The 18,955-nt window shown below is 48.5% G+C and carries 17 protein-coding genes and 3 riboswitches; of the genes, 11 read left to right on the top strand and 6 right to left on the bottom strand.

Going from position 1 to position 18,955, the window contains the following annotated elements; translation table 11 throughout:
* The first annotated feature begins 1 nt into the window (after position 1).
* Positions 2-640 carry a pentapeptide repeat-containing protein gene (locus tag ACZGCQ_RS13365; protein WP_481266568.1) on the top strand — a complete coding sequence of 213 codons (639 nt, stop codon included), beginning with the start codon at positions 2-4 and terminating at the stop codon, positions 638-640.
* A gap of 48 nt (positions 641-688) precedes the next feature.
* On the opposite strand, the gene ACZGCQ_RS13370 is transcribed toward ACZGCQ_RS13365, so the two are convergent.
* The 6 genes from ACZGCQ_RS13370 to ACZGCQ_RS13395 form a co-directional block, all read right to left on the bottom strand.
* Positions 689-1,444, bottom strand: coding sequence for an MBL fold metallo-hydrolase (locus tag ACZGCQ_RS13370; RefSeq protein WP_481266569.1), 756 nt, complete (start codon positions 1,442-1,444; stop codon positions 689-691).
* Between the two features lie 60 nt (positions 1,445-1,504).
* On the bottom strand, positions 1,505-1,993 hold the full coding sequence (locus ACZGCQ_RS13375) for an arsinothricin resistance N-acetyltransferase ArsN1 family A (RefSeq protein WP_029340721.1): 489 nt from the start codon (positions 1,991-1,993) through the stop codon (positions 1,505-1,507).
* A gap of 124 nt (positions 1,994-2,117) precedes the next feature.
* Positions 2,118-2,654, bottom strand: coding sequence for a 1,2-dihydroxy-3-keto-5-methylthiopentene dioxygenase (locus ACZGCQ_RS13380; protein WP_481266570.1), 537 nt, complete (start codon positions 2,652-2,654; stop codon positions 2,118-2,120).
* Between the two features lie 16 nt (positions 2,655-2,670).
* Positions 2,671-3,291 (bottom strand): methylthioribulose 1-phosphate dehydratase, encoded by a 621-nt coding sequence (locus ACZGCQ_RS13385; RefSeq protein WP_481266571.1) that lies wholly within the window; start codon positions 3,289-3,291, stop codon positions 2,671-2,673.
* On the bottom strand, positions 3,288-3,947 hold the full coding sequence (locus ACZGCQ_RS13390) for a 2-hydroxy-3-keto-5-methylthiopentenyl-1-phosphate phosphatase (RefSeq protein ID WP_481266572.1): 660 nt from the start codon (positions 3,945-3,947) through the stop codon (positions 3,288-3,290). The genes ACZGCQ_RS13385 and ACZGCQ_RS13390 overlap by 4 nt, the downstream gene beginning before the upstream one ends.
* A complete protein-coding gene (locus tag ACZGCQ_RS13395; protein ID WP_481266573.1) occupies positions 3,944-5,134 on the bottom strand; it encodes a 2,3-diketo-5-methylthiopentyl-1-phosphate enolase in 1,191 nt (396 codons plus the stop codon). The genes ACZGCQ_RS13390 and ACZGCQ_RS13395 overlap by 4 nt, the downstream gene beginning before the upstream one ends.
* A gap of 70 nt (positions 5,135-5,204) precedes the next feature.
* A riboswitch (SAM riboswitch) is annotated at positions 5,205-5,307 on the bottom strand.
* A gap of 205 nt (positions 5,308-5,512) precedes the next feature.
* A riboswitch (SAM riboswitch) is annotated at positions 5,513-5,616 on the top strand.
* A gap of 79 nt (positions 5,617-5,695) precedes the next feature.
* Between ACZGCQ_RS13395 and mtnK the strand changes: the two genes are divergently transcribed.
* The 10 genes from mtnK to ACZGCQ_RS13445 all read left to right on the top strand — a co-directional run bounded on the left by mtnK (position 5,696) and on the right by ACZGCQ_RS13445 (position 18,873).
* Positions 5,696-6,862, top strand: coding sequence for an S-methyl-5-thioribose kinase (mtnK, locus tag ACZGCQ_RS13400; protein WP_029340725.1), 1,167 nt, complete (start codon positions 5,696-5,698; stop codon positions 6,860-6,862).
* Complete coding sequence (mtnA, locus tag ACZGCQ_RS13405; RefSeq protein ID WP_481266574.1) at positions 6,859-7,908, top strand: S-methyl-5-thioribose-1-phosphate isomerase; 1,050 nt, start codon at positions 6,859-6,861, stop codon at positions 7,906-7,908. The genes mtnK and mtnA overlap by 4 nt, the downstream gene beginning before the upstream one ends.
* 11 nt (positions 7,909-7,919) lie before the next feature.
* Positions 7,920-9,002: a sugar ABC transporter substrate-binding protein gene (locus ACZGCQ_RS13410; RefSeq protein ID WP_029340727.1), complete on the top strand. Its 1,083-nt coding sequence runs from the start codon at positions 7,920-7,922 to the stop codon at positions 9,000-9,002.
* Positions 8,999-10,507 carry a sugar ABC transporter ATP-binding protein gene (locus tag ACZGCQ_RS13415; protein WP_481266575.1) on the top strand — a complete coding sequence of 503 codons (1,509 nt, stop codon included), beginning with the start codon at positions 8,999-9,001 and terminating at the stop codon, positions 10,505-10,507. Before ACZGCQ_RS13410 ends, ACZGCQ_RS13415 begins: the two co-directional genes overlap by 4 nt.
* Entirely contained in the window at positions 10,504-11,508 is a 1,005-nt protein-coding gene (locus ACZGCQ_RS13420; RefSeq protein ID WP_481266576.1) for an ABC transporter permease, read from the top strand. The genes ACZGCQ_RS13415 and ACZGCQ_RS13420 overlap by 4 nt, the downstream gene beginning before the upstream one ends.
* A gap of 365 nt (positions 11,509-11,873) precedes the next feature.
* On the top strand, positions 11,874-12,830 hold the full coding sequence (locus ACZGCQ_RS13425; RefSeq protein ID WP_023467045.1) for an AAA family ATPase: 957 nt from the start codon (positions 11,874-11,876) through the stop codon (positions 12,828-12,830).
* On the top strand, positions 12,827-13,909 hold the full coding sequence (locus ACZGCQ_RS13430; RefSeq protein WP_481266577.1) for a DUF58 domain-containing protein: 1,083 nt from the start codon (positions 12,827-12,829) through the stop codon (positions 13,907-13,909). The genes ACZGCQ_RS13425 and ACZGCQ_RS13430 overlap by 4 nt, the downstream gene beginning before the upstream one ends.
* Complete coding sequence (locus ACZGCQ_RS13435; RefSeq protein WP_047391467.1) at positions 13,906-15,978, top strand: transglutaminase TgpA family protein; 2,073 nt, start codon at positions 13,906-13,908, stop codon at positions 15,976-15,978. Before ACZGCQ_RS13430 ends, ACZGCQ_RS13435 begins: the two co-directional genes overlap by 4 nt.
* A 40-nt stretch (positions 15,979-16,018) precedes the next feature.
* Positions 16,019-16,120, top strand: a riboswitch (purine riboswitch).
* 129 nt (positions 16,121-16,249) lie between these two features.
* Positions 16,250-17,770, top strand: coding sequence for a glutamine-hydrolyzing GMP synthase (gene guaA, locus ACZGCQ_RS13440; RefSeq protein ID WP_052169415.1), 1,521 nt, complete (start codon positions 16,250-16,252; stop codon positions 17,768-17,770).
* Between the two features lie 155 nt (positions 17,771-17,925).
* A complete protein-coding gene (locus ACZGCQ_RS13445) occupies positions 17,926-18,873 on the top strand; it encodes a tyrosine-type recombinase/integrase (RefSeq protein ID WP_481266578.1) in 948 nt (315 codons plus the stop codon).
* The last annotated feature ends 82 nt before the right edge of the window (positions 18,874-18,955 follow it).

Here is an 18,955-nt window from a genome sequence, read left to right on the forward strand (position 1 = left end):
ATTGAAAGAGACCAATATCCGTTTACCAGAATTACCGAAAACACTTCAGCTAGAGATCTTCGATCAAGTCGAAATCGATGACCCGTATCTGAAAGGAGCGCGTTATGAGAAAGAGTCGATGCCAAGTGAACTGACAGAACGCATCGATGCCTATCAAGTGTGTTTTCAAAATATCTCGTTCGCGAATCTGACCTTTGACCGTGGTTCGTTCGAAGATATCCGTTTTGAGCAATGTGACTTAACGGGATGTCACTTCCAAGAAACTCGTTTTCACCGCGTATCCTTCGTCGGATGCCGGATGACGGGTGTTCAGTTCGAAGATTGTACGCTGGACCATTTGACGATTCAGGAAGGACTTGCGGATTACGTACAGTTCATTCGCAGTACGCTCCGTCATCAACACTGGAGTGAAACGACGATGAAAGAAGCGCAGTTCTTCGAAGTGAAACCGACCCAGTGGAAACTCGAAGCGGTCCGGCTTACCGATAGCCAATGGATTGAAACACCGTTAAAAGGCCTCGATCTCCGGCAGACGGAACTCTCTGGTATTACGATCGATCCACGATTTTTACCAGGTGCTGTCATTACGGAAGAACAGGCAGTCGCCTTTGCTCGATTATTAGGGTTGGTCATTCCATAAAAAAAGTCTCTTTTCGATGGATTTCGAAAAGAGACTTTTGGTTTGTTCTTAAAATGACATCGTTTCGCCATCCTCTGGAATGAGGAAATGGGCAGAAAGGTGGAAGGCGGCTAAAAAGTCAGCAATCATATCGCGCCGCAGGAGACAATGATTGACGGACTCGAGGTGCGAGACGATGATCGTTGCTTCCGCTGCTGCTTCGTGTACCGCAAGGAGATCGCGTTGTGACATCGTAATCGGTTCTCCGGTCAGGAACTGAGCAGCGCCGCTGTTGACGACGATGATGTCGGGGGTATGCTGTTCAATCGCGTGTGCGACCTCGTCACACCAGATCGTATCCCCAGCGATATAAAGTGTCGGTTCGTCCGGGTGCGTGAGGACGAGTCCAGACACACGTCCCATCCGTTCACCGATTTCACCGACACCATGCTGTCCACCTGTTCGATGGATTTGGATATCACCGATCGTCACACCGGCATCGAAGGAAGAAACGTTCGTGAAGTCGGCTTCTCGGATGTGTTGCGCGTCCTCTTCTTGCTGCGCATAAATCGGTAAATGCTTGGGTAATAGTTGTTTAGCAGCATCGTCGAAATGATCGGCGTGCAGATGCGTAACAAAGATAGCGTCAGGATCGAGCAGTGTGTTGACATCGACCGGTAAGTCGACGAGTGGATTGGCGACGGCATTCGGTGTCTGTCCGAAAGGAGGCAAACTGCCTTTTTCGCCGAGGAACGGATCAATCAGTAAGACTTGATTGGCATACGTGACGACGAGCGTTGCATTACGAATTTGTTGAATATCCATTAGGTTCATCCTCTCTCAATGACTCGGATTAACTATTCCCCATCTGGCATTCAATGAATCCTATCGCAAGCGTTTCTCCATCGCCATAACGTCGACATATTCGCCGTTCAACTGTCCTTGTTCCTTAAACGTTCCGACAATCCGGAACCCGGAGCGGATATAGAGTTTTTGTCCGATTTTATTGAACGGGAAGGTGAAGAGAATCAGTTTATGCATCTGATGATCGCGCGCATGTTGTTCAGCCGTTTCAAGCAAACGTGTGCCAATCCCTTGTCCACGATGAGTCCGAGTGATATAAACCGAAATCTCACCGACGGATGCGTAGACAGGACGCGGATTATACGGATCGAGGGAAATGAAGCCGAGGACACCTGTGTCATCTTCAGCGACATATCCGGCATATCGATCGGTGCGTTCCGCATACCACTGGGTCATGAAGGATAAGTCCTTTTGGTCGGTCTCAAGCGTTGCGATCCGATCTTCGATGCCTTCGTTATAGATGGCGAGAATCGCTGGTAAGTCGTGTTCCGTTACGGGACGAATATGCATGACGCTCACTTCCTCATCGCTTTTCCTTCATTATATCGGTTACGTGTCAATGTAGTGATATGTTTGTGCGATAAGAAAAATGCCCATCCCTTCATATAGAAGAGAATGGGCATTTTTATAGTCTTTAAGAGACTGTGGATGTCTCGTTCTCGTAAATCGGAACCCAGCCGTCTGTCGTGACGAAGATCCGGACAGCGACTACTTTACGATCGTCTTGAAGCGTAAAGTAGTGGCGCGTGTTAACAGGAACGGAGATCAAATCACCAGGGTTGAGTTCGATGTTATAGTAGCCGACTTCTTCGTCTTTGATCGCAAAAACGCCGTGACCGCTGACGATGAAACGAACTTCGTCATCCGTGTGATGATGTTCTTTCTGGAAGTTGACGAGCAACTCATCAAGGTTCGGTGTCGTATCCGAAAGTGAAATGATATCAGCTGTCTGATACCCACGACGTTCTGATACATCTTTGATTTCTGGAGCGAACGTATCGAGAATCGTTTGTTTGTCTGCATCCGTCAGTGTGAAGTTTTCAACGAGATGCGCTGGAAGTTTCGAAACGTCCCATTGTTCGTAAAGAACGCCGCGTGACGCAAGGAAGTCAGCGACTTCCGTTTGATCCGTATACCGTGTGTTTGTTTCTTGGAAAAAGACTGTTGCCATGAGATGATTCCTCCTTTTAATGAATAGATTGACGGCATGATTGCAACGTCAACGTATAGTTAAATAAAAACTCGAAGGCTTCGAGGTGTTTCTTTGCTTCAAAAGCGGTCGGTGCCCAGACCGTGATTCCGTGATTGCGGATCAGGACGGCACCGCTGTCCGCTGTGACATACGGTGCAAAAGCAGCAGCAAGTGTCGGGATGTCCGCATGATTTGGAATGATCGGTACCGTGACCGTTGCATCTTCTTCCCACTTGCCGAGTGCCTTGATGATTTCCTGCCCGGAAAAGGTGATACTGCCTTGATCGCCATAGAGTTCCGAAATCACATTGTTCGCAATCGTATGGACATGCAGGGAACAACCAGCGTCCGTTCGGTTGAACACCTCGACATGGAGCAATGTCTCAGCGGAAGGACGCCCGGATTGCTCACCGATTAATTGACCGGTCGCATCGACATGAACGAAGTCGTCAGGAGTCGTCTGCCGTTTATCTTTTCCGCTTGCCGTCACAAGGAATTCAACCGGAACACCGGACGTCCGAATGGCGAGATTGCCACTCGTACCAGGGAACCAATCGCGCGCCGCAAGCTCTTGTTTGATGGCGCGTAGCTCTTCATACCGTCGCATGAATGTCATGTTGTCACCTCCGCTCGTGTTAAATCATGAACGATATCGTGGAACGTCTCAAACGGTGTGTAGGCGATATCGTTCTCTTCACACAACGTGATCAGATAATCACGGGCATAGACACGATCCGCTTGTTTCGCAAGTTCGAAGTCCGTCACCGAGTCGCCGATGACGATGATAATGTCACCGTCTTTACGCAATGTCCGGGCAACGGATGTTTTACAACAGCCGCACCCGTTTGTGCAATGGGCATCGCAGGCGTTCGGCCAATCGATATGGACGAATGGACCACTGAAATCGGCGACGTTACAGTAAATCTGTTCATGTTCAAGGAATGGCGCTAAGATCGGTTCGACGAAGAAGTCCATCCCACCGCTGACGATCGAAAAATCGATGCCTTGACGACGACTGTACTGAAGCAATTCCGAAAATCCGTCGCGAATAACGGCGCGCTCCAACAAAAAGTCAAGATAGGCTGTTTTTCCGTCAGACGGCAGAAGTGCGAACATTTGCCCGACACCACTCTGAATCGATAGCGTCCGGTCGAGTACGCCGCGTTTCAACGGTTCGAAGTCACTCGCTGGCGCAAATGCCTGCATGAGTGCAATGATATTATCCTGCGTCGTCACCGTACCGTCGAAGTCACAAAGAATCCGTACGGTCATGACTTGATTCCCCAAGCGTCGAGGGCGATCCGTAATTCTTCATGACGCGATGCTGCCGTCGATAGGGACTCATTTGCGAGTGCCGCATCGAGTGCTTGACGGAAAGCGATGACGCCAGCCGCAGCACCTTGCGGATGACCATGTACTCCGCCGCCGGCGTTGATGACGGAATCGATACCGAAGTCCTGTACGAGTTGAGCGACGAGTCCGGGATGAATACCGGCTGAAGGAACCGGGAAGATCGATTTCGTCTGACCGAGACGGGTCGCTTCGACCGTGATGCCACGAGCGACATCCTTTGGCAAAGCGACATTGCCGTAAGGAGACGGGAATAGCGTCAAGTCTGCTCCAGCAGCACGTGGTAATGTGCCAAGTAAGACAGGAGCTGCGACTCCGTGATTCGGGCTAGCGATCAACGCACCGCTATATGCCGGATGATTGAAGATCGGAACGTTGATCTCCGGATCACGTGCCAGTTCACGTAAGACGTCGAGTCCGTAAGTGAAGGTATTCAACAAGAAAGCAGTCGCTCCAGCATCAATCAACCGTTTGGCCTGATCCTTGAGCGTAAAGACGGGACCACTAAGTGTGATCGCATACAACGCGCGTTTACCAGTCTGGTGGAAGTGAGCATCGATGACCTCTCGTCCGATCCGTGCCCGATCAATCGTCGGTGTCAACGGATTGTCGTATAGGATCTCATCATCTTTGACAAGATCGATCCCACCAGCGAGTTGTCCTTCAAGTTGATCACGAAGGAATGATAGATCGCGTCCGATGACCCCTTTGAAGATACTCATTAACAACGGTCGATCTTCGACACCGATTAAGGAACGGACCCCTTCGATACCGAACTTCGCACCTGGAAAATCTGGTGTGAACGTGTCCGGTAACAGAAGTTCCGTTAATTTGATTTCACCGTCGAGTGAAAGTTTCCCGAAGACGGTCGTCAGAATCGCAGAAAAGTCGCGCGACACGTTATGTTCCGGATAACGAATCGTGATATATCCTTTTCCATCGCGCTCTTCCGTATGTACGACCTCCCCTTTGAACGAGGCGAGTTGTTGTTGCTCGAGATGATTCAGTTCCGTCCAAGAACCGACCGTCAAACCAAGCGCGAGTTGTTCAGCGCGTTGCTCGAGTCGATTGCGGGCAGTCAATTGATAAGTAGCAGTGATATAACCCATGTCTTTCCTCCTTCAACAAAAAAATGGTCTCTCGTCAGCGACAAGAGACCATGAATGATTCGAACGTGGACTCTTATCTGTCAGCTTTAGTAGCTGCAAGAATTAGCACCGTGCCAAAAGGTCGGTTGCTGCGACATCGTAGGGCTTGTCCCTCCGTCTGCTCTTGATAAGAATTGGATGAAATTGTGAAATCTAATTGCAATTTTTACATGAGAATCGTCACTTGTCAAACTATTTTTAGAAAATTTATTTTTTTGAAAATACTCTTTCTATAGATGGCATGAAAACGATATCGATTTCTGCTTGATTTCGATTTGACAGCGAGGAAGTCGATTGCGTAAGATTCAAATCAATATCACACACGACAACTACATACGACTCTTATCGCGAGTTGGCAGAGGGAATTGGCCCGATGACGCCGCAGCAACCGACCACTAGGCACGGTGCTACATCCAACAGACGTTTCGTCTGAGAGATAAGAGGACGCAGTGACTTTCCTGCGCCTCTTTTCGATGACGAAAAGAGGCGCTTTTTCGTGTATTACATTAGGGGGAAACTGAGATGACATACAAAGCATTCACAGAACAGGACGCGATTGAACGGGTCCGCTCATTAGGACTGATCGGCGACGGAGCCGTCGAAGCAGAAGAGATTGGCGATGGGAACCTTAACCTCGTCTTCCGAATTCGAGAAGGTGAACATCGATTGATTCTAAAACAAGCACTCCCGTACGCAAAAGTCGTCGGTGAGAGCTGGCCGTTATCGCTTGAGCGGGCGTGGATTGAGCAATCCGCACTCCGTGAATTCGCCCGGCATGCCGTGCCGTTCGTACCACGTGTTTTTCATGCTAGTCACGAAGAGGCGTATACGGTCATGGAAGATCTTTCACATCTGACGATCGTTCGGACTGGACTGCTCGCGGGTGAACAGTATCCGTTGCTTGCGGAACATATCGGTTCTTATCTCGCTCGGACTTTATTCCATACATCGGACTTTGCGCTTGGTCCGGTTGAAAAGAAACGTGTTGCCCGAACGTACTACAATCCAGATTTGTGCGATATCACAGAAAAACTGATCTTCACAGATCCGTTTCATGACGCGGAGACGAACGAGATTGAAGCCGGACTGGAGGAAGAAGTGGCACGTCTTTGGGCAGACGATGAGTTAAAACGCGAAGTCGCAAAACTCGAAGCGCTCTTCATCACGAAAGGGGATGCGTTGCTACACGGCGATCTACATACAGGAAGCATCTTCGCTTCGGCGACGGAAACGAAAGTCATCGATCCAGAATTCGCCTTCTATGGTCCATTCGGATTCGATGTCGGGCAATTCATCGCCCATCTTTTCTTCGCGGCATATCCAGATTACCCTACACGACGTGACGCAAGAATCAAGGACATCGATACGTTCTGGCTGACGTTTGCTTCAACGTTCCGTGCCTTATGGGAACGGGAAGCCGTCGAACCATTCCAGGCATCGGGACTTGTTGATGATGTACTGAGTACGATCTTACAGGATGCCCTTGGATTCGCCGGTTGCGAATTGATTCGGCGGACGATCGGTCTCGCACCAGTCGCTGATTTAGAATCAATCGATTCAACGACGGAACGCTTAGAGCGAAAACGTCACGCCCTCCGTCTAGGAGCAGCGTTAATCAAACGTCGGACAGAATGCCGGACATTTGATGATTTACGAAACTTTGACGTAACGGAGGAGTTAAGCCGATGAGTGCATTTGTTCAAAGTATCCGTTACGAAGACCGTGTCTTGACGATTCTTGATCAGACACGTCTACCGCAGGAAGAACACTATGAAGTCATTACTGATCTTGCGCAAGCAGTTGAGGCAATCAAACAATTGCGTGTCCGGGGCGCACCTGCGATCAGCCTATTCGGTGGATTCGTACTCGTTCAGGAAGCGTACCGGTTTGAAGCAGAACTGTCGATCTATAAGCAAGCTTTGCTTGAGACATCAGCGACGTTACTCGCGACACGACCGACGGCCGTCAACTTACGAAATGTCCTCGATCAATTGAATCCAATCATTCAAGACGGAACGTCGGTAGAAGAGATCCGTGAACGGTTGGAAAAACGGACGGTCGCCTTATACGACCAGGATGCGCAGACGTCACGTCAAATCGGGATTCATGCACTGGAATTGTTCCAGTCAGGCGACCGGATCCTAACGATTTGTAATGCTGGGTCGATTGCGACCGCTGCTTATGGAACGGCACTTGCGCCGTTCTACATCGCAAAAGAACGTGGCATCGAATTATCTGTTTTTGCGAGTGAGACGCGACCGTTACTGCAGGGAGCACGATTGACGACATGGGAGCTACAACGTGCCGGCATCGATGTCACGTTAATTACGGACAACATGGTCGCCCATACGCTGAAAGAAAAACAGATCGATGCGATCATCGTCGGTGCCGACCGGATTACACGAAACGGAGATACCGCGAATAAGATCGGGACGTTCCAATTGGCATTGCTCGCTCAAGCTTTTGGTATTCCGTTTTACGTCGCAGCACCGCTCTCGACGTTCGACTTCTCGCTCGTTTCCGGAGACGCGATCGAAATCGAAGAGCGTGATCCGCAAGAAGTGACGACTGTCCAAGGTGTCGCGACAGCACCAGCGGGAGTCGCCGTCTTCAACCCGGCGTTTGATGTCACACCACACACCTTAATCACAGGCATCATCACCGAACTTGGTGTCATCACTCAACCGAATGAAGAAACGATTGAACAATTAACAGGGCTTCAACCCCTCGGATAAGGAGATATGTCATGAAAAAACTAGCTTACGCAGTCCTAGCACCGGCACTGTTACTAGCGGCTTGTGCGAATGGAGAAGCCACGACGACAAAAGTCGTCAAGGATGTACCAAAAGGGGTTCAATCGGACGTCAAGATCGCTGTCATCCGCAACCTGGCATCGGACGACCATACGAAACAATTCCTTGATGGCGCACGAAGTGAAGGCGAAGCGCTTGGCTTTAAAGTCAGCACGTTCATTTCGGAAGGTAACGACGTCAAGTTCAAGGAGCTTGTCGCGCAAGCGATTCAGCAAGATTATGATGGGCTCATCATCTCGCATGGTAAGGAAGACTACGCCTATGACATGATCAAACCAGCGGTCGACAAAGGGCTGAAGGTCGTGACGTTCGATACGGTCACGAAGAAAAAAGGAACGGCGTTAAAAGGTGTGACGGAAACATTCCAAAACGATCATCAACTCGCGAAGCTATCGCTTGATGAAGTGACGAAGGTGACGGACAAAAAACCGGTCCGTGTCATCAAACTGTGGTTCGGACCAGGTTTTGCCCCGCTCGATCGTCGTCAGGAAATCTATAAGACGTACGAAGCAGACGGTAAGATCAAAACGCTTGAGACGGTTGGACCGACAAACTTCCAAGATGTCCAAGGGGATATCGCAACGAAGATGAATGCGATTCTCGCGAAATATCCGAAAGGAAGCATTGATGCGGTTTGGGGAGCGTGGGACGAAGTTGCAAAAGGGGCTTATAAATCGCTCAAGGATAATAAACGTCAAGAAATCCCGCTAATCTCGATCGATGTCTCGAATCAGGACATCAACTTGATGCGTGAAAAGGGCAGTAACTGGGTCTCGACGAGTGCGGTAGATCCATTCTTGATTGGACAAACGGACATGCGATTACTGGCTAAGAAAATTGCCGGCGAGAAGACGCCGGATAGCTTTGATCTCGACGCGAAACTCGTGGAGCAGAAGGCATTGAAGCAGGACACGACGATGTATAATCTCGATACGATCATCAAAGGTTGGAGTACGTCTGACAAATTTAATGAGCCGTGGATGGACCGGTTGCGTGACGTCCATAAAAAACAATGACGTCTACCAATCATCACTTGAAGATGACTGGGATTTCACTGGCGTTTCCAGGAGTGCAAGCCTTAAAACAAGTCTCGTTTGAAGTGAAATCCGGTGAAATCCACGCGCTTGTCGGTGCGAATGGTGCCGGTAAGTCGACATTGATGAAAGTCTTATCCGGAGCGGAAACGGCGGACGAAGGAACGATCCGTCTCGACGGGAAGGAGTTGTCCATCACGTCACCGCGTGATGCGAAACAGATTGGGATCGACCTCGTCCAACAAGAGGTCGATGTGGCGCTTGTCCCGTATTTGACGGTCGCTGAGAATATCTGTCTCGATCTGTTGACGGACGGAACGATGACTGGCTTCGTATCCCAGCGCCGTTATATACAGCGTGCCAAGGAAGCATTAGCGACATTACAGGCAGATATTTCCGTTAAGACACGCGTCGAGGAGTTGCGGCTTGCTGAAAAGCAACTCGTATTAATTGCCCGCGCCCTCGTTCAAGAACGCCGTTTTTTGATTTTGGATGAACCGACGGCGCCGCTTAGTCAGGCGGAAACAAGCCATCTCTTTTCAGTCGTACGTCGTTTAGCCGAACGGGGGCTTGGGATCATCTTCATCTCGCATCGTTTACAGGAACTATATGAGATTTGCGACTCCATTTCGGTCATGCGCGACGGTCAACTCATCTCGCGACATCTTTTGACAGACATCACGAAGGAAGCTGTCGTCGAGCAGATGCTCGGGCGTCAGCTTACGTCTGTTGCCAAAACGTCACGAGCAAACGCGACGAATGTACTGACGGTCGAGAGTGCCACAAATGCGGACGTCCATGACATCTCCTTGACGGTTCAAGCAGGGGAAGTCGTTGGTATCGCAGGACTTGTCGGTGCTGGAAAAACCGAGTTGTGTAAAGCGTTGTTCGGAGACCGTCCGTTTCAAGAAGGTGAGGTTCAGATAGGTGGAATGACGCGTCGTCTTCGTAATCCGCAAGCTGCGATTCAAGCGGGAATTGGTCTCGTCCCAGAAGAACGACGAAAAGAAGGGATCCTCGTTGCCGATTCTGTCGCAGAAAATCTGACAGCAGCGGTAGCCCATGATTTCGTCAACCGCTGGGGGCTGATGGATCGTCGTAAAGAAGCCGATCAGGCATCGAAATGGGTCAAAGAGCTCGGCATCAAAGTAGCAGATGTGACACAGGAAGTAGGTCAACTATCCGGTGGAAATCAACAAAAAGTCGCCATTGGAAAATGGTTACTGACCGATGTTTCTGTACTCGTCTTGGACGAACCGACGAAAGGTGTCGACGTCGGAGCCAAACAAGACATCTATCGTCTGATTGACGGACTCGCGCAGCAACAAAAAGGGATTCTTTACGCGACGAGTGAATGGGATGAACTTTTGACCGTCACGGACCGAATCTACGTCATGTTCGATGGACAGATCGTCCATGAAACGAAGACGGCGGACACATCAGAAGAAACCTTGTTGTGGTATGCGACAGGAGGAGGGCAACGATGAATGAGGTAGTATCAAAACAAACGAACCGAGGGAAGGGTTTACGTCCCATCCTTGGATTCTTGAACGACTGGGGGATCGTCCTCGCGATCCTTGCCCTCGTCCTGTTTTTTGCGACGACGGCTCCAACATTCCTACAAGGGACGAATTTGATTAATATTTTACGAAGCATCTCAATCGTGACGATCATCGCCATTGGCTTGACGGTCTCATTGACGATCAATGGATTTGACTTATCGGTCGGATCGACCGCGACGCTTGCGAGTTCCTTCGTCGTCTCGTTCTTCGTCTGGTACAGTCTGCCGCTCGGTGTCTCGATTGGTTTAGCACTTCTTTTATCTCTTAGCGTTGCTCTAGTGAACATCTTACTGATCGTCTGGTTTAAGATTCCGGACTTGTTTGCGACGCTTGCGACGATGTTCATCGTCGAAGGAGCGGCGATGACGTATACCGGTGGTGGTTCAATCAGTGCCGGAATGCCGCGCCTGGACGGTACACCAACAGTCGGCACGATTCCGGAGGCATTCGCGAAAATCAGCCAAGCACCTTGGATCATCGTCATTATGCTCGTCGTCGTCGCCGTGACACACGTCTTCTTAAGCCATACGCGACACGGTCGTTTTCTCTATATCATCGGCGGGAATCCGGAAGCCGCACGACTGACAGGAATTCGTGTCAACCGCTACCGGGCACTTGCGTATCTGATCGCTGGATTACTTGCGGCAATTGGTGGGATTTTGCTTGCGTCACAAGTCGGATCGTCGCAAATCAACGCCGGTTCCGGTTACTTGATGCCAGCGGTCGCAGCGGCATTCATCGGCTCATCGTTCGCAGGACAAGGGAAACCCAATGCACTCGGCACACTCATTGGGGCTTGTCTCGTCGGGATTCTTGAAAATGGTCTTGTCATGCTGTCTGTTCCATACTATTCGTTGAATATCATCAAAGGGCTGGTCCTTGCGGTCGCACTCGCGACGACCTATGCGCGGTATCGAAAAAAATAATTAAAATTCGACGTTTCGTTTATAACATATTCGGTAATATTCAATATATGAAAGGATGGTGATGCACATGAATGATTACCAATGTAGAGGGAACGATCGCATGTCGCTTCTGAAAGAAGAGGATCACCGGACTTGACGAACGTTGTCCATTGACACGGATGTATTCGTGTTTTACGTGCAACTGCACGGTTCAAGAACGGATCACGGCATGTGTTCGTTCCTGAAACAAATAAGGGGGAAACGCTACGGCGTTCCCCCTTTTTCATGTGCTAGAAACTGCTCGTATTTCTTTAAAAGCGTAGCGGAATATGAGATGATATAAAAAGTCAGAAAATTCAACTACTACGAGAGCAAGGGGCCTGACAATGCGAACATACACTAAGGAGATTCAAGCGATTATCGACAACGTAGAGAAAGTCATCATCGGTAAGGAAGATGTCATCACACAATCATTGGCAGCACTACTAGCGGGCGGTCACGTCCTGTTAGAAGACGTACCGGGAGTCGGGAAGACGATGCTCGTCCGTGCGTTCAGCCGATCGATCGGGTTGACCTTCAAACGTGTTCAGTTCACGCCAGACCTACTTCCGTCAGATTTGACGGGTGTATCGATGTATAATCAGAAAACAAGCCAATTCGAATATAGACCGGGTCCTCTAATGGGAAACATCGTCTTAGCCGATGAGATCAACCGAACATCACCAAAAACTCAATCTGCCTTACTCGAGGGAATGGCGGAAGCGAACGTCACCGTCGATGGTGAGATTCATACGCTTCCGAATCCCTTTTTCGTCATGGCGACACAAAACCCGATTGAACATGAAGGAACGTACCCGTTACCAGAAGCACAACTTGACCGTTTCCTCGTCAAAGTCAAAATGGGTTATCCTGATTTCCACCAAGAAATGAAGTTGCTGACACGTTTTGAACGGGATGAACCGATCGAGACACTCGAAGCTGTAATTGGTCGCGAGCAATTGCTCCAGATGAAAGAAGAAGTCAAGAACGTCCATGTCTCACAACCCGTCAAAAAATATATCGTCCATCTCGTCCAAGCGACACGGACGAATGGGTCACTCTACCTCGGCGCGAGTCCTCGTTCTTCGATCGCCTTGATGAAGGTCGCGCAAGCGTGGGCGTACATGGAAGGACGCAGTTTCGTTTTGCCGGATGATGTTAAACATCTCTTGATTCCGGTTCTATCACACCGCTTGATTTTGACAGCGGATGCGCGTTATCACGGTCAATCGTCAGAACGGATTTTAGAACAGATCAAAAAAGAGGTTGCTGTACCAATCCAACAAGACGTGGAGTCCCTATGACGAAGTGGCAAATTGGTTGGCGTTACGCTGTACTACTTTTGACGACGGTTGCCTTATGGACATATGCGCGCGTCGATGGCGGAAATGTCGCTTCCTTGCTGTTTTATGTCATGGCTGGTTTGACCGTCTACTGGACGCTCTTCCTCGTTTGGCCCGTTACGCAGGCACTTGCGACACGCGAAGTATCGAACAAGATGCTCGTTGCTGGAACCGATATCCCGGTCTCTTTACGGGTTCGTCGACGTTTCCCGTTTTTGGTCGGAGCCGTCGAAGTGACGGAGGCGATTCCGAATGAGCTTAGCGAAGAAAAACTCGATATCACCCGTCCACTCCGTGCCCATTACCGGAAGACAGAGCACATCGATTATACAATCCCATCGATTCGCCGGGGAGTCTACCAGATTCCAGGCTGTATCGTCGAAATCACGGATCCGTTCGGACTGTTCAAGCGGAAACGGATGTTTCCGGTCGAGACGTATCTTGCGATCGAACCGGCACGCCTTGCCGTGCAACTTCCGCACGAGGAGGACCGCGGCGATGGGGGAATATCCCCTGTATCACTTGATCTTCGTCAGTCGTCCTTTACTGTCGTCGGGGTTCGAGAATATGTCAGTGGTGACCGGATGAATCAAATCGACTGGAAAGCGACGGCAAAACGCCAAGGCTTGATGACGAAGACGTTCGAGCGAGAGCAGGAACGGGAGACGACAATCGTCTTCGATGAAGGAACGGAAGCGGGCGAAGCCTTCGAACGCGTCATCTCGATGCTGGCAGAAGCGACGGATCAGCTGAACAAGCGACGTCTGAGCTATCGGATTCACCTCGTTGGACATGCTGTTCAATCGTTATCGTTACCGCTTGAAGGGGCGAAACTGACACATTACCTGATGACGGCGCAACCGAGTCGGACGCGGACGTTCATCGAGTCGTGGGAGTACTCGTCGAAAGCACTTCGACTGAGTGGGAACGTTCTCTTCATTACGCCGGATCTTGAATCGAATAATGAACTATGGATCTCAAAGATTAATCAAGAAGCCACCGTTCATGTCTATACACCAGAACGGAGGGGAGTGCGATGATGCGACGCTTAATTTGGAACGCTATCGCTGCAGCCGTTCTGACTTGTTTCATGCCACCACTTCTTGAACTGACGACGTTCGAACATCTCTGGTCATTCTTACCGATGCTGTTTCTGCCGTTGCTGTTGTCGCATCTATCGCGACGTTACTTTTTACTCGGAAGTCTCGGTGGATTACTCCTGTCGTTCTATCTGATTTTGACGCCGGGAGCAGCACCATGGGGCATCTTTACGGAAATCAGTTCAGATATTCAGAGCGTCATCAATGGTGAATTACCAGGACGACCCGCTTTCGCGCTCTCGATCGGATTGATTAGTTTTTTGATCGCCTATCTCGCGCGTCGGACATTCCCGAATCGTGGGTTCGTCTTCGGACTTGCCTTCGGAGTCATCGGGTTCATCGCGTATTGTGATACATGGACAGATTACTCAGGAGAGACATTTATTCTCTATCCGATCATCTTATCCTTGTTATTGCTCTATGCGACGGAAGTCAACGAACGACCGCGCGCTTCTTACGTTCGTCCGCTAAGCGCCTTATTCATCATGGGAGCCGTCATCGTCGCTGCTGTCCAAAGTCCTGTCATCAATGCGACATGGCAAGACAGTTGGTACGATTTGACGTCTGGCCTTGAAGGGGAAGGGGAGCCGACAAATGCGATTCAAAAGGTCGGTTACGGTAACAATGACGAGCAACTCGGAGGGCCATTCCAAATGGACGACCGGGAAGTTTTCCAAGTCGAAAGTGAAGGAAATCGATACTGGCGAGTCGAGACAAAAGATATTTATACCGGCAAAGGCTGGGTGCTGTCGGAATCGAACCCGGAAATCGATGGACGTGGTTTCTTCTCGCACTTTGGGAGAGAAGTCAAGACACGTGAGGAAACAGCGACGTTTGAGATGGCACGTGAATTACCGTTCGTGCCATATAACGGAGATAACGTCCGGGTCTCGGTCGATCAACAACGACAAAATGTATTAGTTGATCCAGAAAATCAAAAAATATCGTATCTGGACGAGGCGGATCGTCAACGTAATTACCAAATTGCCTATTCATATCCACTCTTTACCGAAGAACAACTTCAGACAGATGAACCTGTCAATTTATCGGAGAATGAAACAGAGCGGTATCTCCAACTGCCGGATGGCTTACCACAACGTGTCCGTGATTTAGCGGAACAAATCGTTGAAGGTGAGGAGACACCGTGGGACAAGGCACGGGCGATTGAAAATTATTTCGAAGAAGAGAACTTTGAATACAATACGGAGGAAGTAGCCGTACCAGGAGAAAATCAAGATTACGTCGATCAATTCTTGTTCGAGACCAAACTCGGATACTGTGACAACTTCTCGACGTCGGCTGCTGTGTTGCTACGGGCAGCTGGATTACCCGCACGCTGGGTAAAAGGGTTCACGGGAGGCGAATCCGACGTCATCGGAGCTGCCGTGACGAGCTATACAGTGCGGAATAAAAATGCGCACTCGTGGGTCGAAGTGTATATCGAAGGACCAGGCTGGGTACCGCTTGAGCCGACAGTCAGCTTCGATGGAGCAGGACAATACACGATTGATCGGGAAACAGATAACGAGACGGAACAAGCAAATCCGCAACGTGAGACAGAAGATAATACGGAGACAACGACGCCAAATCGTCCTCAAGAAAATCTTCTCGATGAAGAACAGACGACTAGCGCAGGACAGACGGAGCAGAAATCGATTCCATTCTGGCCGATTTTCCTGACGGCACTCGCTCTCTTGTTCCTGTACTTGTTCCGAAAACCAATCATTCGAACACTCGCGATTCTCTTCTTCCGCAGACAAATCGAACGACCGGAAGGATTCCGCCGGATGTACCGGTATCTCTTACGACGTCTTGATAAAAAAGGATTCCATTATAAAGATGGACGGACGCTTGCGGAACTCGCTCACGAAGTCGATGGATATTACGAAACGTACGCAATGCGACCGTTGACGGATGCTTACGAACGGATGGTCTATGGTGGAGAATCATTGTCAGCTGAGAAAAAACGTGAATATTTCGAAAATATCATTCGTCATGTAGAGGGTTGATATTTACGAAACGATACAGTTACAATGGGAACAACGTAAATCACACACATGCAATCTCCTTTGTATATACTCGCGAATATGGCGCGAGAGTCTCTACCGGGTCACCTTAAACGACCTGACTATGAAGGAGCAGACCCTTCGTATACATTTTTTTGTGAAGCGGCCTGCTCTTTTTCCATTTTATCCATGGGCGAAGAGTGGGCTTTTTTCATAGGGTACGCATGAAATCAGAAAGGCGGGAACAGATTTGGAAGCACATTTGGACCAGGAAATGATTCTCGTCCTCGATTTTGGAGGACAGTACAATCAATTGATCACACGTCGTATTCGGGACCTTGGTGTCTACAGTGAATTGCATTCGCATAAAATCACTGCAGCTGAAGTAAAAGAAATCGCACCTGCTGGTATCATCTTCTCGGGTGGCCCACGTAGCGTCTACGCGGAGGATGCGTACCGGTGTGACCCAGGAATCTTCGACCTCGGTATTCCAATCTTCGGGATCTGTTACGGCATGCAGCTCATGTCACAACATTTCGGCGGAACGGTAGAACGTGCGGGACATCGTGAATATGGAAAAGCCACATTGACGTTACAAGACCCGTCACCGATGTATGCGAACCTACCGCTTGAACAAACGGTCTGGATGAGCCACAGTGACCTCGTCACATCTGTACCAAACGGTTTCGTCGTCGATGGAACGAACGTGTCATGTCCGATCGCTTCGATCAAGAATGAAGAATTGAAAATGTACGGTGTGCAGTATCACCCGGAAGTCAACCATACGGTCTTCGGGAAAGAATTGCTCAAGAACTTCCTCTTTGAAGTCTGTAAATGTACGGGCGACTGGTCGATGGAGAATTTTATCGAAATCGAAGTAGCGAAGATTCAAGAACAAGTCGGCGATAAAAAAGTCCTTTGTGCACTTTCTGGTGGTGTCGACTCGTCTGTCGTCGCAGCCTTGATCCACAAAGCAATCGGTGATCAATTGACATGTATGTTCGTCGATCACGGTTTACTGCGTAAAGGTGAAGCGGAAAGCGTCATGAAGACATTCGCGGATCACTTCCACATGAACGTCATCAAGATTGATGCCCAGGACCGTTTCCTCGATAAACTCCGTGGTATCTCAGATCCAGAGCAGAAACGTAAAATCATCGGCAACGAGTTCGTCTACGTCTTCGACGAAGAAGCTTCGAAGCTGACGGATATGGACTTCCTTGCGCAAGGTACGCTCTATACGGATATCATCGAGAGTGGTACGGATACGGCACAAACAATCAAATCACACCATAACGTTGGTGGACTGCCGGAAGACATGCAGTTTGAATTGATCGAACCGATCAACACGTTGTTCAAGGATGAAGTCCGTGAACTTGGGAAAGAACTCGGTCTTTCCGATGAAATCGTGTGGCGTCAGCCGTTCCCAGGACCAGGTCTCGGAATTCGTGTCCTCGGTGAAATCACAGATGAGAAACTCGAAATCGTCCGCGAATCTGATTTCATTCTTCGCGATGAAATCAAAAAGGCAGGACTCGAGCGCGAAATCTGGCAATACTTTACAGTCCTTCCTCCGATCCGTTCGGTTGGTGTCATGGGCGATGAGCGGACATACGACTATGCAGTCGGAATCCGCGCCGTTACGTCAATTGACGGAATGACATCAGACTGGGCACGTATCCCATGGGACGTGCTTGAGAAAATTTCGGTCCGGATCGTCAACGAAGTCCAGAACGTTAACCGCGTCCTGTACGATGTGACGTCGAAACCACCTTCAACGATCGAGTGGGAATGATTTAAGAAATTAAGATTAGTAAGTGGCTGAAAAACCTTATATATCAACGGTTTTACTGTCAAAAACTGATCCTGCTTCTTTTCACCTACGACTATTGACTTCTAAAATACTCTCTTTTATTTGTGTTATTTCGCAAATAGAAGGGAGTTTTTTTGATGGTCAAACTAATTGAACTGATTGATGATTTTCAGCTAAATCAAAGAATCGAAGGGAAAAAGCATTTTTATATTAGTCTTTGTAACACAAGGCTGACACGATGGAGAACATATGTAGAAACAGAATTTCAAATAGTTGATTTAGAGAGCGTGAGACCCTCTCACATCAAAAGTTACATTCAAGCATGTCAAGGTACTGGGAAAGAAATCAACAGCACGATAAACGGTAGTATAGCCACTCTAAGGGTATTTTTTAATTTATTAGTTGAAGAAGAGTATTTAAGTGAGCATGAAAATCCAATGCGTAGAATCAAAAACTTAAAAGAAGATAAGAAAGTGATTGTGACATTCAACGATGAAGAGGTGAGCCGAATATTAAACGATGTAAAAGAAAACACGTACTCAAATATCAGAGATAAGCTCATTTTAATTTTTCTGTTTGATAGTGGAATACGAGTGAGTGAACTTTGTGATATTAAAACAAACGATGTTTCTAGAAAGCATATTCTGATTCATGGAAAAGGTTCAAAACAACGTCTTATCTACATTTCGAAGCTCATGCGAAAATACATGCGTAAGTTTGAAACAATTAAGAATGAACGATTTAACCATAGACTTGATGATGAGATAGGTGAGTATTATTTTCTAGATCAAAGCGCTGAACGGTTATCTAGATCAAGGATCAACCAAATACTGAAAGAGCATTGTAGAAGAGTAGGAGTACGGAAAGAAGTGCGTTGCAGCCCCCACGATTGCAGACACTATTATGCGCAAAAACAGTTAAGGAATGGAATAGATATTTATAGTTTGAGTAGATTGATGGGGCATTTTGATACACAGATCACTTCAAAGTATCTAAGGGGTCTAGAACAAGAAGAAGTTCTTAAGATTGGAAATGTGACTAGTCCATTAAATCACATTAAGATGAAAAGAAAAAAACTTCCTTAAGTGGAAGTTTTTTAAATATTCCGAATATTTATTACATGTATTGTGTTTATTTGACAGGGAAATTTCAGGGTGATATATTGTA

It is taken from the genome of Exiguobacterium sp. HSB13 (genome assembly GCF_056764755.1).